Annotated in this window: 20 protein-coding genes and 1 riboswitch; of the genes, 16 read left to right on the top strand and 4 right to left on the bottom strand. The window is 36.4% G+C overall.

Going from position 1 to position 19,235, the window contains the following annotated elements; genetic code table 11:
* The first annotated feature begins 74 nt into the window (after positions 1-74).
* Positions 75-1,136: a class I SAM-dependent methyltransferase gene (locus FA727_RS10300; RefSeq protein WP_136830796.1), complete on the top strand. Its 1,062-nt coding sequence runs from the start codon at positions 75-77 to the stop codon at positions 1,134-1,136.
* A 51-nt stretch (positions 1,137-1,187) separates the two neighbouring features.
* Here FA727_RS10300 and FA727_RS10295 read toward each other — a convergent pair whose 3' ends face one another.
* A complete protein-coding gene (locus tag FA727_RS10295; RefSeq protein WP_136830795.1) occupies positions 1,188-1,430 on the bottom strand; it encodes a DUF2626 domain-containing protein in 243 nt (80 codons plus the stop codon).
* Between the two features lie 85 nt (positions 1,431-1,515).
* A complete protein-coding gene (locus FA727_RS10290; RefSeq protein ID WP_136830794.1) occupies positions 1,516-2,214 on the bottom strand; it encodes a helix-turn-helix transcriptional regulator in 699 nt (232 codons plus the stop codon).
* A gap of 513 nt (positions 2,215-2,727) precedes the next feature.
* On the opposite strand from FA727_RS10290, the gene FA727_RS10285 reads away from it, so the two are divergent.
* The 12 genes from FA727_RS10285 to FA727_RS10230 all read left to right on the top strand — a co-directional run bounded on the left by FA727_RS10285 (position 2,728) and on the right by FA727_RS10230 (position 12,205).
* Positions 2,728-2,982, top strand: coding sequence for a hypothetical protein (locus FA727_RS10285; protein WP_136830793.1), 255 nt, complete (start codon positions 2,728-2,730; stop codon positions 2,980-2,982).
* A gap of 80 nt (positions 2,983-3,062) precedes the next feature.
* Entirely contained in the window at positions 3,063-4,136 is a 1,074-nt protein-coding gene (locus tag FA727_RS10280; protein WP_136830792.1) for a nucleoid-associated protein, read from the top strand.
* A gap of 14 nt (positions 4,137-4,150) precedes the next feature.
* On the top strand, positions 4,151-5,749 hold the full coding sequence (locus FA727_RS10275) for a 6TM ABC transporter family protein (protein ID WP_136830791.1): 1,599 nt from the start codon (positions 4,151-4,153) through the stop codon (positions 5,747-5,749).
* 424 nt (positions 5,750-6,173) lie between these two features.
* Positions 6,174-7,223, top strand: a complete 1,050-nt coding sequence (locus FA727_RS10270) for a hypothetical protein (protein WP_136830790.1) — start codon at positions 6,174-6,176, stop codon at positions 7,221-7,223.
* Between the two features lie 731 nt (positions 7,224-7,954).
* Entirely contained in the window at positions 7,955-9,013 is a 1,059-nt protein-coding gene (gene comGA, locus FA727_RS10265; RefSeq protein ID WP_136830789.1) for a competence type IV pilus ATPase ComGA, read from the top strand.
* Positions 9,000-10,031, top strand: coding sequence for a competence type IV pilus assembly protein ComGB (comGB, locus tag FA727_RS10260; RefSeq protein ID WP_136830788.1), 1,032 nt, complete (start codon positions 9,000-9,002; stop codon positions 10,029-10,031). The genes comGA and comGB overlap by 14 nt, the downstream gene beginning before the upstream one ends.
* Positions 10,032-10,046: 15 nt before the next feature.
* Entirely contained in the window at positions 10,047-10,418 is a 372-nt protein-coding gene (gene comGC, locus FA727_RS10255) for a competence type IV pilus major pilin ComGC (RefSeq protein WP_136830787.1), read from the top strand.
* A complete protein-coding gene (gene comGD / locus FA727_RS10250) occupies positions 10,369-10,842 on the top strand; it encodes a competence type IV pilus minor pilin ComGD (protein WP_246041769.1) in 474 nt (157 codons plus the stop codon). The genes comGC and comGD overlap by 50 nt, the downstream gene beginning before the upstream one ends.
* The gene (gene comGE, locus FA727_RS10245) at positions 10,826-11,158 is read left to right on the top strand and encodes a competence type IV pilus minor pilin ComGE (protein WP_136830785.1); all 333 of its coding nucleotides are present in this window, start codon (positions 10,826-10,828) and stop codon (positions 11,156-11,158) included. Before comGD ends, comGE begins: the two co-directional genes overlap by 17 nt.
* Complete coding sequence (gene comGF / locus FA727_RS24750; protein WP_306461663.1) at positions 11,109-11,576, top strand: competence type IV pilus minor pilin ComGF; 468 nt, start codon at positions 11,109-11,111, stop codon at positions 11,574-11,576. Before comGE ends, comGF begins: the two co-directional genes overlap by 50 nt.
* Before the next feature lie 2 nt (positions 11,577-11,578).
* Complete coding sequence (gene comGG / locus FA727_RS10235) at positions 11,579-11,953, top strand: competence type IV pilus minor pilin ComGG (protein ID WP_158318832.1); 375 nt, start codon at positions 11,579-11,581, stop codon at positions 11,951-11,953.
* Between the two features lie 69 nt (positions 11,954-12,022).
* Positions 12,023-12,205: a YqzE family protein gene (locus tag FA727_RS10230; protein ID WP_136830783.1), complete on the top strand. Its 183-nt coding sequence runs from the start codon at positions 12,023-12,025 to the stop codon at positions 12,203-12,205.
* 18 nt (positions 12,206-12,223) lie between these two features.
* On the opposite strand, the gene FA727_RS10225 is transcribed toward FA727_RS10230, so the two are convergent.
* Positions 12,224-13,018, bottom strand: a complete 795-nt coding sequence (locus tag FA727_RS10225) for a YqhG family protein (protein ID WP_136830782.1) — start codon at positions 13,016-13,018, stop codon at positions 12,224-12,226.
* Positions 12,987-14,684, bottom strand: a complete 1,698-nt coding sequence (locus FA727_RS10220; protein WP_136830781.1) for a DEAD/DEAH box helicase — start codon at positions 14,682-14,684, stop codon at positions 12,987-12,989. The genes FA727_RS10225 and FA727_RS10220 overlap by 32 nt, the downstream gene beginning before the upstream one ends.
* A gap of 287 nt (positions 14,685-14,971) precedes the next feature.
* A riboswitch (glycine riboswitch) is annotated at positions 14,972-15,062 on the top strand.
* Between the two features lie 237 nt (positions 15,063-15,299).
* Between FA727_RS10220 and gcvT the strand changes: the two genes are divergently transcribed.
* The 3 genes from gcvT to gcvPB are packed head-to-tail and all read left to right on the top strand — an operon-like array spanning position 15,300 to position 19,216.
* Positions 15,300-16,400, top strand: coding sequence for a glycine cleavage system aminomethyltransferase GcvT (gene gcvT / locus FA727_RS10215; RefSeq protein ID WP_136830780.1), 1,101 nt, complete (start codon positions 15,300-15,302; stop codon positions 16,398-16,400).
* A 16-nt stretch (positions 16,401-16,416) separates the two neighbouring features.
* On the top strand, positions 16,417-17,763 hold the full coding sequence (gcvPA, locus tag FA727_RS10210) for an aminomethyl-transferring glycine dehydrogenase subunit GcvPA (RefSeq protein WP_136830779.1): 1,347 nt from the start codon (positions 16,417-16,419) through the stop codon (positions 17,761-17,763).
* Positions 17,756-19,216, top strand: a complete 1,461-nt coding sequence (gcvPB, locus tag FA727_RS10205; RefSeq protein ID WP_136830778.1) for an aminomethyl-transferring glycine dehydrogenase subunit GcvPB — start codon at positions 17,756-17,758, stop codon at positions 19,214-19,216. Before gcvPA ends, gcvPB begins: the two co-directional genes overlap by 8 nt.
* The last annotated feature ends 19 nt before the right edge of the window (positions 19,217-19,235 follow it).

The following is a 19,235-nucleotide window of genomic DNA, read 5'->3' as shown; positions in this document are numbered from 1 at the left end:
AGTTTTAGCTACTACTTTTAGGATAGTACAAAGTTTCCACTATGTCAACAGTGGAAACTAGAAAAGGAGAATTTATGAAAGCATATTTAAAGGAGAAAATCCTTTCTCAGCCTAGTAAAATGATTACTTATGCGACCTATATTAGCGAAGCTCTGTACCATCCAAAATGGGGCTATTATATAAAACAAGAGGAAAAAGTAGGAAGAGGCGGAGATTTTATTACGACAAGTAATATATCCGATATTTATGGTCGCATAATGGCCAAGTGGTTTTTGAATTTAATGAAAGAACACGACTTGCCAACAAAAGTTTGCGAAATTGGTGCGGGGAATGGTCGTTTTGCTGCAGCTTTCCTTGATGAATGGTCTAGAATTACAGGCGAGCCATTGCAATATTTTATCGTCGATGAAAGTCCATATCATCGAGAATTGCAGAAAGAAATACTTCCAATCGGCGAGCAAGTTTTTCAGGTTGAGAACCTTGAAGAGCTGAAACCTTTTATAGGCGTCGTCTTTTCCAATGAGTTGTTTGATGCACTTCCAGTTCATGTCGTGAATAAAAAGGACGGAACGATGATGGAGGTCATGGTTTCTGTAGAAAACGATCAGTTTGTAGAGAAACCTGTATTGTTGGAAAATAGTATGATTAAGCAGTTTTTGAAAGAAAGCAATCTAACCTTAGTCGACAATCAACGTATTGAGATCCCGTTAGCGATGGGAGAACTAGTTCAACGAATTTCGCAAATGTTAGAACGAGGATTCGTGATAACAGTAGATTATGGATATACAGATGAAGAGTGGATGGAGCCCATTCATCGAGATGGAAGCTTAAGAGGTTACTCGAAGCACGAACAAGTACATAATGTGTTACTGAATCCTGGTGAGATGGATATTACCAGCCATATACATTTTGACGGTTTGATTCGTTCAGGAGAAAAAGAAGGCTTACGATTTGTGAGCAAGCAACGACAAGATGAATTTTTCCTATCGATTGGACTATTACAGGAATTAGAGGACCATTATGACCCGAATCCTTTTTCCAAAGTGGGGCGTAGAAATCGCGCGATTAGAAGTCTGATTCTCCCTTCAGGAATGAGCTCGATGTTCCAAGTACTTATTCAGAAAAAAGGTATATAAAAAAGCGATGGAGTCCATCGCTTTTTTATATTAAGTATAGATAAGTTCTTATTAATGTCCTACTCCTGGAGTCATAAGGAATGTCGTATAGTATGTAAAACCTATGAAGAAGACAGTTAAATATGCTCCAAAAACATAAATATACATACGTTCAGTTAGCTTTAAGTAGCTAAGCAATACAAAAAATCCTGTTTGACCAAAGAAAACTAGAGACATCGCGTACATATCGCCTAGGTAGAACATTACAGCGAAAATACCAGTCCAGAATCCCATTACTCTGTACATACGATCCATATGTTTTCCCTCCTTTTTCCTGCGAGTCCATCACTTTCATATTATAAAGTAAACGGCAACAAAAAGTAAATAATAGTTTGAATTTCTACTTTGCAACTAATGCGTGATAAGAACAAGAACTGCATCCATCAAGCATATTTTCTTTTTCAACTAATTCAACCTTATCAAATAATGATTCAAACATTCCTTTTAAAAATTCATAATGAGTCGTACAAACTGTTTCTGTATGTTCATGTGCCAACTCTTTGAATGGGCAATTAAATATTTGAAAATAAATCTTTGAATGGTCTCCGTTTGTTTCAAATTCAGGATAAAAGCCTGCCATTGTCGCAGCATTTTTTAGAATAGTTAGTTTCTGATCAAAAGATAGATCCTCATGACTTTGATTTCTGGATATTTCTTGATTGATTAATTCAGCCCCGAATTTCTTTCCAGTTGTAAATAATGCTTGTTTGCCTTCATCACCTAAAGAAATAAATGTCTCAATGGCAATTTTGGAAAGCAATTGATAATCTCTGAACGGAAAATTTAATTGAATGACGTCATCGGAAAGTCGATACAGCCTGCTCGGTCTTCCGCCTTTGCCTGTTTTCTTTGTTTCAGAAATAAGCATATTGACATCTTCAAGCTTGGTTAGGTGTAATCTCGCTACGTTTGGATGGATCTCAAAGTGATCAGCAATCTCTTGAACGGTTACATCGTGATGTCTTTTAGTAATGTACTGATAAATATAGTAACGGGTTGGATCAGATAGTACGTTCGTTATTTTTAATGTCTTCTCCATTTTATTCACCTCAGGGCCGCATAATTTTATTCCATTATAATACAGGGGATAGAGGTTAACACTGTAATCACTATAAGTTTAGAAAATGTTCACATTTAAATGGCGAATTATTGAACATACTTAGGTTTTGAAGGTATTCAGAGGTTATGATAGGAAAAATGTGGGCAAATTTTGAACATTATTTGTCCAAGAAGGAAAAGAGGAAATTCTGTCGAAATAAATAAGTTAGAGAAAAGAAAAGGTGGTGTTACTATTTTTGAAATCAATCGAAGTCATAGCCGACCGAATTGTGAAAGATGCCATTCGAAATAATGCCTCAGATATCCACATTGTTCCTCGCAAAAAAGATACCCTCATCCAATTTTTACTATCTTACATTCTTTTTTTTATAAGTTAGTTCAGTGTAATCTCTTTCAAATTAATTTTATCTCAACTGTGTTGTTGAGTAGTAAATCTGTATAAAGTGAATAAAAATATTTATGATAAAAATATCTTATTAGGACGGTGGAAGGTTTGGAACAGAGAACGATAAAGGCAACAATAAATCTCAGTTGTGATGTAATTATAAATGATTTAATAAAGTCACTTGCAGAAAGTGAGTGTAGTTCAAGTCTATCTGATGAAGAAACGGCAAGAAAAATTCTATTTGCATTTTTGAATCCTAAAATTGAAAGCTTCAATGAAGAAGATGACATGTTAACTGGGCAGTGGGATACGGTCTGTGACTTTAAAGGAAGGTTAAATAACTTTATAATTTCTCATGAGTGAAACGAGGTGTAATTCTGCCTCGTTTTTTCATTTTTTTAATATTATAAAAAATAGTAATATGTTACAATTGTACTAGCAAAATGAATAAAGGGGATATCAATTTGACTAGTATTAAAATAAAAAAAATGATCGCTCATTATATAGATTTAGATCAATCAAAACCAACATTGGTGGATAGAATTATTGATATAGATAAAGAAGATTCAACGGTTATAGATTTTTTTTCAAAACATATAGAAAAAGCACTTACTACAAAACAAATAAAAACATGCATATTCCAAACAGAAAAAGCAACTGTGCTTACTGATTGTTTAGACATTTGTAAAGACTTGGAAGACAATGATTGTTTCATAGGTGCAACTGGTGATATGACAGCGCGTTTGTTCAATTTTATGAAATCTTCAACGAGTAAGAGTTCAGGTACAATGATTTATATGATTTACTTGAATGAAAACAATGGACGAAATTACCTAGGGATTCTCAAAATGGACCCTAATAAAGGTATTGAATTTGACCCGTCAAAATATTCATTTAAAGTTAGAGAGAATATGCTGCCAACTGTAAAGGAAAAACTACATAAGACAGCATTTGTCAAACTTGATGAGAATGTGTTCAGTGAAGAGTCTCATTTATTTGTATTAGATAAGCAGCAGGGTGGGGATGGAGTCTCTAAATTCTTTATGTCTAACTTTTTAGAAGCTGAAGAAGTTCTTAACCATAAAAAGATGACTAAATTAATTGATGAAACACTTATGGATTATGCCGTAGAAAACAAAATTGCTGAAAATATTAATCCTTTAGATTTTAAACAGCAAGTCGACAAATTATTATCAAGCGGTAAAAGTTTTGATTTCGATAATGATGTGGATAGCTTTTTGAAGTCTTATGTTCCTGGCGACGGAGATCGGGAGAATTTGATTGAAGAAATGAAACAATCAATTCGTGGTAAAAATGAAGATTCTTACTTCCAATTCACGGTCGTAAAGCCTTCAACTATTGCGTATGTCAGTAACGTTGAAAAGAGCATTCGGATCCAATTCCCTTTATCATTGAAAGACAAAAATGTGTTTATCGAAACCTTTATAGACGATGATGGCAAGAAAGTGACCAAAATACTAATAAAAGGAGAGGAAATGCATGAATCATTTAAATAAGTTCATGAGAAGCTGTGAGTAGTTTATTTGAAGAATTCTCATCCCTCCTTGTAGAGTTAAACGGAACTTTTATCAAGACATCATTGGAGGAGCAGTTTGATATACTATTTGTTACGTATGAAGGAAAGGCAGAAGACATTTTGCCCTTTTTTGCAAAAAAAGAAAACCAATTATTGATTAAGGGAACGGAAATAAGTTTTAAGTTTGTTATTGATGGCTCTTCATCGTTTTATGACGAAGATTTCATCAAAACCAGTCGTTATATTCAAAATGAACAAGATATTTTATTAACTGTCTCAGTTAACAAAAAAATCAGTTTCCCGCTAAATAATAATGAACTATTGTTTTTTGACATGGAAGCTTTTTTGTCCCATTTTAAAATTGAGAACGACAAATTCATTTCAACTCTTAAAGCGGTTGACTATGAAAAAACTATACATATATATCTTCCGATAGATCAGTTATTTCAAAATCATTTCGTGAAGGTTATTCCTATTAGCGACTTTGGAAATTATAATATTCAGACATTAGAAAATAAACAACTTCAAGAAATTTTACACATAAAAGAAACCAGAGAAGAATTAACAAGAGTTGAATCATGGTTTCCTTTGCCGCAAATTTTTTCAATTGAGACGAATCAGAAAATGGTAAACAAGCGACTTAATCAGAATTTATTCTTTGTCAGTTTGATGCATATTGCTAATAAGTATAAACAAAATGTCTTTACGATCAGGGGACAAAAAAACTTAGAATTAACTTATGACGAAACGTTTATTCCAGAAAACGCTTCTATACTCTATTCTATTTTTAAATTTTCATTTGGGGAAGAGCAAACACAAGATAAGTTAGAAATTACAAGAAATATTATCACCATATACTTGCATCAAGAAACGATAAGTCAATTAGATGAGCAATTGGATAAAATGAAGCAAACCATTGAAAGACATTTTTCTATGTATGTCCAAGACAAGATAAAAAAATTCTTTGACGACACAAAGGATGTAATTGATTTAGCACATAAATATGCTTTAGAAGCAAGAGAAGCGGCGGATAAAATAGCAACCAATATAAGCACTTCCATTGTAGCTCTTATTACAGCAGTGTTCTCTGGAATTGTCATTATGGCTAGAGGTAATTTTTTGTTCTTGGTTGTAGCGTTAGTATTACATATCCTATATTTTATATTATCCTATTCATTTAACCGTCACTTTGCTGTAAAAAAGAAAAAGGACATTCATTATATTTATGATTTAACGAGTGAAAACTTCTCAAATATTGCTCCTGATGAAAAAGAAGAAATTAAAAAGAAGTATGTAACACCTGCGATACAATCAATTGAAACAAACTTAAAAAAATACACTTGGCTAACCGTTGCGCTGATTGTATTTATGCTAGCCTTGATTACAGGCACTTATTTTACACAAGATTTATTGACTAATCTTAATAATCAAACCGAACAGAATGTTCCGATGGAGCAAGAGGAAACAGATAAGAATCAAGAACCTGGGGGAAATAACCTAGAAAAGCAAGAGGGTGATAACGGAAAAGTTGAAAAAGAAACAGCACCTAAAGTAGACAATGAAACACAAAATAAAACAAACAATAAGTCATAAGTAACAAAAAATCACTGACTGTAATTTTTTATTTTGTCGAAAAAAATGATTTAGCTTAAAAAGCACTTCGCTTTCTTGACACAGAAATGGTATTAGTACAAACAATAAAGTTGAACTTTATATTTACGCATATTAATGTGAAATGATTTACGTACATATCAAAGCATAAATTTTTAGAGAAAAGACAGTTGGAGATTGGCACATAAGCAATCAGCAGTTGTGTCCAATGTTCTAAAAGTCTTGAAAAGGAATATATTCAAAATGATTGTTTAGGTCTTTTGAATGAAGCACTTATTACTTCTTAAGAGAAACATAGGCAGTAAAGTGAATGATTGAAACGTTGCAAAAATAAAGGAAAACTAATACAGTCAAGTTAAGTCAGTCTCGATTGAGGCTGCTTTTTTGAAAAAAGGAGAATAGCTCTATGAATAATTTACTTTATTTTCCTTATATATCAATCGAAAAATCGCCATGGTTGTATAAATCATTATTGTATTGGGATTCAATATCGGTTATCACACCGTTGGAATATTTCGACCATCCAAGTCGATTTGAGAACTACATGAATCCATTGATAAAAGAAGAAATGGTTAAATTAGTTTTTCCTCATGAATACATATATAGAAATTCAAACGAGTTCTCAAGAAAATTTGTTAACCATATAAGAGAGAATTATTTTGAACTATGCAAGGGCAAACGAATTGGGGTTGTCAAAGATAAACGCTTGGTTCCTCAAGAGGTAACTAAAATTCATATGGATAAACTAGAATATTCGATTGGTGAATTTCTTATTGAACATGGTATGGCATATCGAAACGGAAGTTGGTTGTGTGTAAAGAGACCAATAGCAAGAGATTTTATGCATTATTTGGCATTATTAATTGGGAATATTGGAGGCTTTTCTCCAACTACTGATTCAGTAAGACACATAAGTCAACAGGTATATAAAATTAGAATGCCCTCTCCATCTAGAGATGACTTTAGAGGGGGGTATGAACGTTTTCAGACAGCTAATCAAACATTTCAAGTGTTAGACGGTATTTTTTCTATCCCTAAGGAAATTACTGATATTTACGATATTATCGACTTTAAACAGAAAAACTATGACTTATTATCGAATTTCCAAAGGTTAATTGGTCAAACAGTTTCGGATATTGAAACTTTTCCGATCGAGCAACATAAGTCTCGTTTACAATATCACATAAATCATCTTGAAGAAGAGAAACAAAGGCTCAATGAGAAAATGAAAGAGAAATGGAAGATAACAGATTTCACTTCTTTAGCCTGGACTGCACCTCAAGCCTACATTCTAGCTAATAATTATGAAATTTTAAGCAAACAACAAACGATTCTTTACACAACAACATTACTTAGAGGAGTATATGATATTTATACTTCCAGGAGAAGGAGGATTAGAGAACTAAACCATAACCCGTTAGCTTATGTTTTAGAAGCTCAAAGAACTTTCAATTAATTAGTGAATTCCATGTTAAGAAGAGGAATTTTGTAGGGCATTAAAGAATGTGAAAACGGTCATCCATTTTAAACATACTAGAACGGATGTGTAAATTGGTAGATGGTATCCTACATGTCGGAGTAATAATAAATTATTTTCTCATACCCTATATGTAGTTGATTTCCATTCTAGTCATAGCTTTCAGCGTGTGGAGACGAGTTGCTTCTTTCGATTAGGGGAATTGAAATGTTCTAAGTTTTGCAGAGAATATAGTTTTAGTCAAAATCCCCATATACATGGAATACAGAGGTTGGACTAGTCCCTGTGGATCCCGTCCTTGTAGATGGTCCAAACTTAAGAAGATGAACTAAAAGCTTAATACTTTATTACAGAAGAAAGGCTATACCTTCAAATCTCTGTAAAGATAATCCTTATATAATAAGATCAAAATAGATATTTAAAAGTTTGACTATGAAAAAACCAATTTAATAAAATTTGAATCTATTTTATCAATACTTTAAGATTATTGAACTAGTTTAAGTGAATTCACCAATAGAAATTTTCTAGTCAAATATTTTAATAACTTTAAAAAAATACTAGGAAATGTAGTGATGTGTTTCAAATAGTATGCTTTTAGAAACACATCACTGCAAAGAAAAGAATTTTGAAAATTATATGTCTAAGAAGGAAAAGGAGGAAATCTGTCGAAATAAATGAGTTAGAGAAAAGAAAAGGTGGTGTTACTATTTTTGAAATCAATCGAAGTCATAGCCGATCGAATTGTAAAAGATGCCATTCGAAATAATGCCTCAGACATCCACATTGTTCCTCGCAAAAAAGATACCCTCATCCAATTTCGAATGGGAAACAGACTACTCCCTAGATTCCATTTCCCAAAAGAAGATTGCGACAGATTAATCTCACACTTCAAATTCACTGCATCCATGGATATCGGAGAAAAAAGACGTCCTCAGAGCGGAGCCTTTTCCATTCCATATAAAGGTTTTGACGTTGGACTTCGTTTATCGACTTTGCCTGCAAATCAAAAAGAAAGCCTCGTCATTCGTATCCTCCCTCAGCAAGAGCAAATTCCTTTTTATAAAATTTCCCTTTTCCCAGAAATCACGACAAAATTATTAGCTCTGCTTAATCATGCCCACGGCTTAATTATCCTCACAGGTCCAACCGGCTCGGGGAAATCTACGACTTTATATTCCTTACTAAACGAAGTTTCCCATATTTTTGACCGCAATGTCATTACCCTTGAGGACCCAATTGAAAAGGAGCATGAATCTATTTTGCAGGTGCAGGTGAATGAAAAAGCAGGGGTGACATATGCGACTGGATTAAAGGCCATATTACGTCACGATCCAGACATAATTATGGTGGGAGAAATACGTGATAGCGAAACGGCCAAGATAGCTGTTCGTGCTTCTTTAACAGGACACCTTGTGTTAAGCACGATGCATACTCGGGATGCAAAGGGAGCAATTTATCGATTATTGGAGTTTGGGGTCAATAAATTAGAGGTTGAACAAACGCTTGTGGCAGTTGCTGCGCAAAGATTAGTGGAATTAGAATGTCCTTTTTGCGAAGGTACCTGCCCTCCTTATTGCTTTACCAATCATCGCTTAAAAAGAGCTAGTGTGTTTGAGTTATTAACGGGAAGAGCATTAACCAGTGTTATGCATAATGAAGAGGCGTATCCGTATAAGACGTTAAAGGATGTTATCATGAAAGGCATCGCATTAGGCTACATTAAGGAATCTGAATATGAGCGGTGGGTTTACGAAGATGAAAAGACATAGATGGTCGTTAAAGGATCAAGCTGATTTCCTTAAAAAAACGGGTGAGCTATTAGCAAGGGGCTATCCCCTTGCTGACGCAATTCAATCGTTAACCTATCAAATGAAAAAAGTACATCAAGAGGAAGTTGCACAATTTTTGAGTGATTTAAAAGAAGGTCACCCATTACACAAAATTTTATTGGATTTGCGGTTTCACAAAACATTGGTCGGCTTTGTTTACTTTGCCGAACAGCATGGCTCTTTATCAGACGCTTTTCGTGACGGTAGTGCGATGATGTTACGAAGAAATTCCGATACGGAAAAATTGAAAAAACTCCTCATTTACCCTATAGTTTTGATCTTCATGACATTTTTCTTGTTTTTGTTTGTGGAGAAAATTCTCCTGCCTCAATATACATCCCTGTTTCAATCGATGAATTTGAAACCTAATCTATTTATGAAGGTAGTTTATTTTACAGGAGATATTTTCCCTCTCGTTGTGTGTGTCACTTTGCTTACTCTATTTCTATCCCTCAATTATTACTTCTTTAAGTTTAAAAAGTTTTCTCCTATTAAACAGAAGACGCTTCTATCCTCAACTCCGTTCTTAGGTTCGTTCTATCGCCTTTTTACAACCCATTATTTTTCCATTCAACTTAGCTATTTATTAGGCGGAGGCTTGTCAATTTTAGAGTCTCTAAAGCTATTTGAGGAACATGTTAAGCATTCATTTGATCGCCAGTTAGGGAAAGAAATGCAGGAGCAGCTTTCAACTGGAAACTCTTTCGAAGATATTTTGCAGCAGTATTCATTTTTCGAAAAGGAGCTATCCTTTATCGTCAAGCATGGCCAAGAAAACGGCAAGCTTGAGCAGGAGCTTCTCTTCTATAGTAAGTACTGCATGTCCACACTCGAGCTAAAGACCGATAAATGCTTTAAAATTATCCAACCCATCCTGTATTCCTTTATTGGAATCATCATCGTATCGATGTATTTAGCGATATTGCTACCAATGTTTCAATTATTAGATGGATTTTAGAAAGGGGCTATTAAAATGAAAAATAAAAGAAGTACGACACTTTCACAATGGCTGAAACAACATAAAGAATCTGGATTCACCTTAATCGAAATGCTGATTGTCCTTCTCGTTATTTCTGTGCTGCTTATTATTACGATACCGAATGTGACGAAGCATAACTCTACAATCAACACTAAAGGATGTCAGGCGTTTGTAAAAATGGTTGAGGCGCAGGTGCAGGCATTTCAAATGGATAATCAGAAAATGCCTAGTGGACTCGCAGATCTGCAAACAGCAGGGTATTTAAATAATGAGCAAGATAGTTGTCCAAATGGAGATAAAATTGAAATCGGTTCTGATGGTGAAGTTACTTTGCCCAATAGTGAAGCCGATGCCACAGAAGAATGAACAGGGTTTTACCCTCCTTGAATCCTTGTTTGTCTTAAGTATTTTTCTCCTGATCATGTCTCTTTCAGTCCTCTTGTTGCGACCTCACAATCAACAGCTTGAAGAACAGCTCTTTTTTTCGCAATTGAAGTCGGATCTCTTGTATGCCCAGCAATATGTACTAACGAGTCAGAAATATGTGAATGTGAATTTTATTAGTTCAGATCATTATTACTATGTTTCAAAGCAAAATGGGGAGACGCTGCTGAAAAGAGAGTACTCTAACAAGATTACCGTTTCAGAAGGTTCACAAAAGCTACACTTCCGCTTTCATTCCAATGGAAGCATTAGCAGTATTGGTTCGATTTTTATCTATATTGGAGAAGAAAAATTTCAAATGACCTTTCAGCTAGGAAGGGGAAGGTTTTATGTTAAGGAATTGTAGAGGTTTTTTCTTGGTAGAACTTCTTCTTTCATTGTCCATTTGGATGGTTATGACAGTTAGTCTTCTTCCTCTCTATATACATGTCAGTAAGCAGTCACTAGATATTCAGCAGGAGGTACAGGCAACACATTTACTTTACGAAGTACTTCAAAGATATGTATTAGAGGCTGTAGCTGAAGACAATTCAATTACAAGAGAAAAATTTGTATTTGCCGTTATTTGGGAGAAAGAGAGTGATGGGGAGCCAAAAAGGGTGTGTGTGAATTATGAAGATGCCTTTCAACGAGCGCAACAAAAATGCGAAAGGGTTAAATGACCATGGTTTTACCATGCTTGAAATGTTGTTTGCTTTCTCAGTTTTTTGCATTATATCAACGTTTTTGCCAATCATGTTTCAAATTATCTTTAATTCTCATTCGGTTGAGTCGAGGATACAGAATATGGAGTGGGAGCTTTTTGTGAATCTATTGAAAAAAGAAGTCCAGACGGGTGAGGGTGTTGAGGTTGTGAAAGGTCAATTGAGAATAATAAATGGGGAGGATGTGAGCACTTATCAAAAGTATCAAAACATACTTCGTAAACAAGTAAATGGAACAGGCCATGAGGTTGTTCTACAGAATGTACAATCTGTTTCTTTTGCTAGAAATGCTCAATCCGTCACGATTGTAGTGGAGACGAGCTTTAATCAGACAAAAGAGGCTACTATTTTTTCCTTCATTACAAAGGGGGAATGAGTATGAATGAAAAAGGATTTATGTTTCCTGTTACCCTCTGCATTTTGCTTCTGTTTACGATTTTTCTATCTGTCCAATTAAATCAATACGTTATCGAAAAAAGATCTCTTATTGAAATTGAGCACTTTGAAAGAAATCAATATTACTTTTTACAATCCTTGCAGCAAGTAGAAAAACAATTGCAGGAAGGTAGTTCTGAAACATTGGGAAGCTTTACCTATGAAAAAGGTTTGGTGACTTATAGTATCACTTCTGGAGGTTCTAATCTCCTGCAAATTACCCTACGCTCTAAGTTTGATACAACTGAAGAGGCAATGGGGATTGGTTATTATAATAAAGAATTAAAAAAGCTAACTAAATGGCTAGAGAGAAATTAGGATTAGAAATAAGGTATGAGGATATACTGCATACTGAAAGAGACAATTAGCAGAAGGCAGGTATATCTAATGAAAACGAATGATTATGTTAAGTATTTAACACAGACCGTTGTGAAATATATCGATCAGCCAAAGGATGTTCGCGTGAAAATGAAGCAGGAGCGAAAAGAAGAAAAAGCGAGCTTCCTATTCCGCTGGTTCGGCATTCTTCCTTATGCGTTTATGGGAAGTCTAAAAAGGAAAGGTAAGTAGGAATGATTCTACTTACCGTTACACAGCTTGTTCAGTTAAATAAAAAAGTCCGCCATTGACAATTGTAATCTTTACTTTTGGTTCATATTGTTCTTGAAGGGCTTTTTTTTCGTTCTCGTAGCTTTCGCCTTTTTCTTCTGCTTCCTCGTAAAAATGCTCTAGCAATTGAAGGTCTTTTTGCCAACGTTCTCTAGCTTCTATTGCCCAAGTGTGATCCTCTACTTCAATTTCATTCCGCAGCTGATTTTCAATTCTCATCACTCCACTCTTAGGCATGATGAGGGGAGACAAGGTAAATGAATAATCAGGTATTTTTGGCGTGAGCTGAAGTTCAAGGAGTCTTTCATGAAAATTCTCTACGACCTGCCCATTGATCAGCTGTAGACCGATGGATTTAAAGACATCACGTTTACGGTCACATTGATAGGAGATTTTCAAATTCATTCCTAGCCAAGGTCTTAAAGCTGCTTGTTGTCCGTAACTAAGTGATTGTTTTTCATATAAGCGAATGTAACCAGCCAAATTTTTAGTTGACTCAAAGATTTGGTGAAGGCGTGGGGAGCCGAAATGGATTACTTCACCTTTTATATCTTCAGGAGAAGCATTTTGATCGGTGATAAAAGTTAATTTCATTGGATTGGGAATGCCGCCAGTTTTCTCTAAATAATGCCAGTAAAAAGGTCTATTCATTAATTCTTTATCGAGCTCAATCGTCAGTTGAACTGTCATATAGCCTTTTTCGTTTTCAACAATCTCACAGCCGTTTGCTTGAAAGTAGTTTTCAAGAAATTGATGAATTTCCTGCTGCTGCACTAGATTCACTCTCCTTAATTTCTTCAGCTAATTGGATCATGGAGTTTAAGTTGTCCATTTTAATTCTCATTTCACCTTCAGAAGTGGAATGCCCGAATATATCGACTAGATAGTCTTCGAAATTACCAAATTCAAGCTTTGTGAGAATATCGTCTAAGTCTCCAATGACTTTTTCAAACAAGGCAATTTTTTCATGAAGAAGCTTGAGTACATGCTCTTCCACTGTATCCTTAGTGGCGAAGTTATAAATGTGAACGTCTTGTTCTTGCCCAAGACGGTGGACTCGACCAATTCGTTGCTCAAGCCGCATTGGATTCCAAGGTAAATCGAAATTGATAATATGGTGGCAAAATTGAAGATTAATTCCTTCCCCGCCTGCTTCTGTTGCAATTAACACTTGGGCATGTTTTTGGAAAAGCTCTCTCATCCAATCCTTCTTTCCTCGTTTGAACCCACCACGAAAAGGAACAGACGTTATCCCATTCTGTTTTAAAAACCACTGCAGGTATAGCTGTGTTGCTCTGTATTCGGTAAAAATAATCACTTTATCGTTAATTTTTTTAATCAATTCAAGCGCCTTTTCTGCTTTCGAATTCATTTGGACAGCTTGAACTTTTTCAATGAGACTTTCGATTTGTGCTTGGAAATAAGGGCTCGGCTCTTCCTTCTTATTTAACATGTTCTTTAATGTAATGAATACAGCTTCCCGGCTGCTACAGGCTTCGCGCTGGAGGGTCATGACAGAGAATGCGCTTGTCGCCATCCAATTGTCTTCGCTGCGTAGCTCAGAGACTGCATCATACAGAGCTTTCTCTCCAGCTGAAAATTGAATCGGGATGGTTTCAACATGCCGCTCCGTCCACTCAATGCCCGTATCAGCACGACGGTTCCTAATCATGACTTTGTTAACAAGTTCTTTTAAATGTTGATCATCATTCAAGGAACGAGAATCCCTCTTGTATTTTTCGTAAAAGACCGTTTCGTTGCCAAGGTGGCCAGGCTTTAAGAGAGAAACAAGATTAAAGATTTCGCTAATCCGATTTTGAATAGGTGTGGCGGTTAGCAATAAACAAAACTTCTTCTTTAGGCTTTGAACAAATTCATAGTTTTTTGTTTTATTGTTTTTGAGTTTATGTGCTTCATCGATAATGATGAGATCATAATCGAGTCCAAAAATAATGTCTCGATGAGGATTACGTTTAGCTGTGTCAATAGAAGACACGACAACATCGCATTGCTCCCACACATAGCTCTTTTTTTGAGCAACAGCAGGTATATAAAACTTGCTCGTAAGTTCACTTGCCCATTGGGAAACGAGGGAAGCTGGAACGAGAATTAGAACCTTCTTTACCAAACCACGAATCATATATTCTTTCAAAATGAGTCCAGCCTCGATCGTTTTTCCAAGTCCAACTTCATCGGCTAAAATCGCTTTCCCATTCATATTTTCTATTACTTGCTTTGCCACTTCGATTTGATGAGGAAGTGGGGTTAAATTAGGCAAGTGCTTTGGAGCTTGTAATCCTTCGAAGTCTTCAATGACAGTATGCTTTTCGACCTCGATGGCAAGCTTATATAGGTCCCAATTCCCCCAAGGCCCATCATCCTCGATTTTTTGGAAGAATCCGTCTAGCCAAGAGGAATCAAACTCGATCTCTACTGCCATAAAAACAGCTCCTTTTTGTGAAAAATAAGCGCCCACATCCAAATGCTCTATAAAAATGTATTGCCCTGATAATATGTAAATGGTAGGATGTATTTGAAAGTTAAAAATTTTATAATATAACATGTAAATACGAATGAAATGATTGGTTTGTTTTAAAATTAATCGTTATATTACGAATGAAATAATAGCTTTAGTTTATCGTTATTCGTATTTTTAAAGAGATGATTGCCAAATATATATACTGTATTGGTTAGTATGACCAATTTGGTAAATTTTATGAATCGCGGATGAGAGCAAGGGGAGAGACTACATTTTGTAGCGCCGAAGGAGCAAGCAAGAAATTGTGAATCTCTCAGGCAAAAGTACACTTGTTTGACGCAGCTCTGGAGAGTGCTTCTTGATGGAAGCCACCAAAGGGGAAAGCCTAAATTATTGAGGTGAGCAGTTGTTAGACCGTGAGCCGAATTTAGCTAGGTAAACTTTCAGGTGCCAGGACAGAGACCTTCCTTTTTTTGAAAAGGGGGTACTCTGTCCTTTTTGTTTTTCTATGAAATGAAAATCTTCGCTATTTAGCGGATTAGATATTCAAATAATCTGGAGAAAGGGGAACATGAAATGTCGCAATTAAAGCGCACGCCACTATTTGATATTTACAAAAATTATGGGGGAAAAACCATTGATTTTGGTGGCTGGGATCTCCCAGTTCAGTTTTCAAGTATTAAAGAGGAGCATGAGGCAGTTCGTACAAAAGCAGGTCTGTTTGATGTCTCTCATATGGGAGAAATCGAAGTAAAAGGGCCAAATAGTCTTCCCTATCTTCAGAAAATGATGACAAATGACGTCTCTAAAGTAAGTACAAATGGCGCTCAATATACAGCCATGTGTTACGAAAATGGAGGAACAGTAGAGGACTTACTCGTCTACAAACGTGCTGATGAAGACTACCTTTTAGTCGTAAACGCGGCAAATATTGAGAAAGATTATGCATGGCTTGAAAAGCATCTTGAAGATGGTGTAACCATTCATAATATTTCTGGAAATGTTGCTCAGCTTGCTTTACAAGGTCCTCTTGCAGAATCTGTTTTACAAAAACTAACAGCCACTGAGCTTGATAAAATTGGTTTCTTTAAGTTTCAACAAGATGTAGTAGTTGCTGGTAAAAATGCACTTGTTTCGAGAACTGGGTATACAGGTGAAGATGGTTTTGAAATTTACTGTGCTAGTGAAGATGCCATTCACATTTGGAACAGTATTCTAGAGATAGGAAAAGAAGATGGTGTTATTCCTTGTGGATTAGGTGCTCGTGACACCTTGCGCTTTGAAGCAACTCTAGCCTTATATGGACAAGAACTATCTCCGGAGATTTCTCCTTTAGAAGCGGGCATTGGTTTTGCTGTTAAGCTGAATAAAGAGGCAAATTTCATTGGCAAAGAAGCATTGGTCAAGCAAAAAGAGAATGGTGTTCCTCGAAAATTGGTAGGCATTGAAATGATTGAACGCGGCATTCCAAGACATGGTTATGCTGTTTACAGCGGTGACAAGCAAATTGGTGAAGTAACCACTGGTACACAATCACCTACTTTAAAGACTAACATCGGTCTTGCGTTACTCGATCGAGCCTATAGTGCATTGGAAACTGAAGTAGAAGTAGAGATTCGAGGTAAGAAAGTAAAAGCGAAAATAATTCCTACCCCATTTTATAAAAGAGCGAAGTAAGAGAGGAGAATCAACAATGAAACATCGATACTTACCGATGACAGAAGCAGACCAAAACGCGATGTTAGATACGATTGGCGTATCTAATGTACAAGAGCTATTCAATGATATTCCAGAGAGTGTTCAATTTAAAGGTGAATATAAGATTAAAGCGGCAAAATCTGAAACAGCTTTATTGAAGGAATTAACTCGTTTAGCTGGTAAAAATGCTGATTTGAGAGCAAATACTTCATTCCTTGGGGCTGGAGTTTATGACCACTATATGCCTGTTATTGTTGACCATGTTCTATCTCGTTCAGAATTTTATACAGCTTACACGCCTTATCAGCCAGAAATTTCACAAGGGGAGCTTCAGGCGATCTTTGAATTTCAAACGATGATCTGTGAACTAACTGGTATGGATGTAGCAAACTCTTCCATGTATGACGGTGGTACAGCGCTTGCGGAGGCAGCAATGTTAAGTGCTGGACAAACGAAGAAAAAGCGAGTGTTGATTTCAAGTGCTGTACATCCTGAATCAAAAGAAGTAGTGAAAACATATGCGAAGGGGCAATACATTGAAGTTGTAGAAATCCCTCAACTGGATGGTGTAACAGACTTGGCTGCTCTTCAAGAATTAATGGATGATTCGATTGCAGCAGTGATCGTTCAATATCCAAACTTTTTTGGAAGAGTGGAACCGTTAAAGGAATTAGAAGAAATCATTCATAGTCAAAAGGCGATGTTTGTTGTTTCAAGTAATCCTCTTGCTCTAGGTGCACTAACACCACCAGGAGAATTTGGTGCGGATATTGTTGTCGGTGATGCTCAACCATTTGGTATTCCAACAGCGTTCGGTGGTCCACACTGTGGTTATTTTGCAGTAACAGAGAAGTTAATGAGGAAGGTGCCAGGTCGTTTAGTTGGTCAAACGACAGATGACCAAGGCAGAAGAGGATTCGTTCTTACCCTTCAAGCGCGTGAACAGCATATTCGTCGAGATAAAGCGACTTCTAATATTTGTTCTAACCAGGCTTTGAATGCACTAGCTGCTTCCGTGGCAATGACAGCCCTTGGTAAAAAGGGTGTCAAAGAGATGGCTTTGCAAAATATTCAAAGAGCTCACTATGCGAAAAAAGTGCTTAAGGAAAAAGGCTTAGAGCTTGTATTTGAAGGACCATCTTTCAACGAGTTTGTCATTAAATTAGCGAAACCGGTTAAGGAAGTGAACCAAGCTCTTTTACAAAAAGGAATTATCGGTGGTTACGATTTGGGCCGAGATTATCCAGAACTTTCTCATCATATGTTAGTTGCTGTAACAGAATTAAGAACCAAAGAAGAAATTGACACATTTGCACAAGAATTGGGGGATTATCATGCATAAAGAAGATCAAGCGCTGATTTTTGAACTAAGTACACCTGGTAGAATCGGCTATAGCCTCCCTGAAATGGATATTCCAGAAATAGACGTGAATGAGCTTTTTCCTGAAGGTTATTTACGTGAAGAAAAGGCTGAGTTACCGGAAGTAGCGGAGCTCGATATTATGCGTCACTATACAGCCCTTTCAAAACGTAATCATGGCGTTGATTCTGGGTTTTATCCATTAGGTTCTTGTACGATGAAATATAATCCGAAAATTAACGAGAATGTCGCCCGTTTTAATGGGTTTGCTCATATTCATCCATTGCAGGATGAAAGCTCAGTACAAGGTGCATTAGAGTTAATGTACGACCTGCAAGAGCATTTAATTGAAATCACAGGTATGGACGAAGTAACGTTGCAGCCAGCAGCTGGTGCTCATGGCGAATGGACGGGTCTAATGATGATTCGTGCTTACCATGAAGCTAACGGTGATGCAAAAAGAACGAAGGTTATTGTCCCTGACTCTGCTCACGGAACAAACCCTGCTTCGGCCACAGTAGCTGGATTTGAAACAATCACGGTTAAATCGAACGAACAAGGTCTTGTCGATTTAGAGGATTTAAGAAGTGTAGTGGGTGAGGATACTGCGGCATTAATGCTTACAAATCCGAACACACTTGGCTTATTTGAAGAAAATATTTTAGAAATGGCAGAAATCGTTCATAGTGCAGGTGGTAAGCTGTACTACGATGGAGCGAATTTAAATGCTGTTCTTTCAAAAGCTAGACCTGGAGATATGGGCTTTGACGTGGTACATTTAAATCTTCATAAGACCTTTACAGGCCCTCATGGTGGCGGTGGACCAGGTTCAGGTCCAGTCGGCGTGAAGGAAGATTTAATTCCATTTTTACCAAAACCGATTGTGACGAAAAAAGGCGAAGAGTACGTACTAGATTATGACCGTCCGCAATCAATTGGCCGTGTGAAGCCTTATTACGGAAACTTCGGTATCAATGTCCGTGCTTATACGTATATTCGCACAATGGGTCCAGATGGCTTGAAAGCTGTTACGGAAAATGCTGTACTGAATGCAAACTATATGATGAGAAGATTAGCGGAGTATTTTGATCTTCCGTTTGATAAGCATTGTAAGCATGAATTTGTGTTAAGTGGAAAGCGTCAAAAGAAACTTGGCGTCAGAACGCTTGATATCGCGAAACGTCTATTAGACTTTGGTTATCATCCACCAACTATCTACTTCCCGCTAAATGTGGAAGAGTGTATTATGATTGAACCAACTGAAACGGAATCTAAGGAAACATTGGATGCTTTCATCGATGCGATGATTCAAATTGCGAAGGAAGCAGAAGAGAATCCGGAAATCGTTCAGGAAGCACCACATACAACGGTTGTTGGTCGACTTGATGAAACTACAGCGGCAAGAAAGCCGATTTTACGATATAAGCAGAATTAAAAAGTTAAGGGATAGATGA

It is taken from the genome of Robertmurraya kyonggiensis, from assembly GCF_005116465.1.
Classification (GTDB): domain Bacteria; phylum Bacillota; class Bacilli; order Bacillales; family Cytobacillaceae; genus Robertmurraya; species Robertmurraya kyonggiensis.
This window is presented reverse-complemented; position numbering and strand designations above follow the sequence as displayed.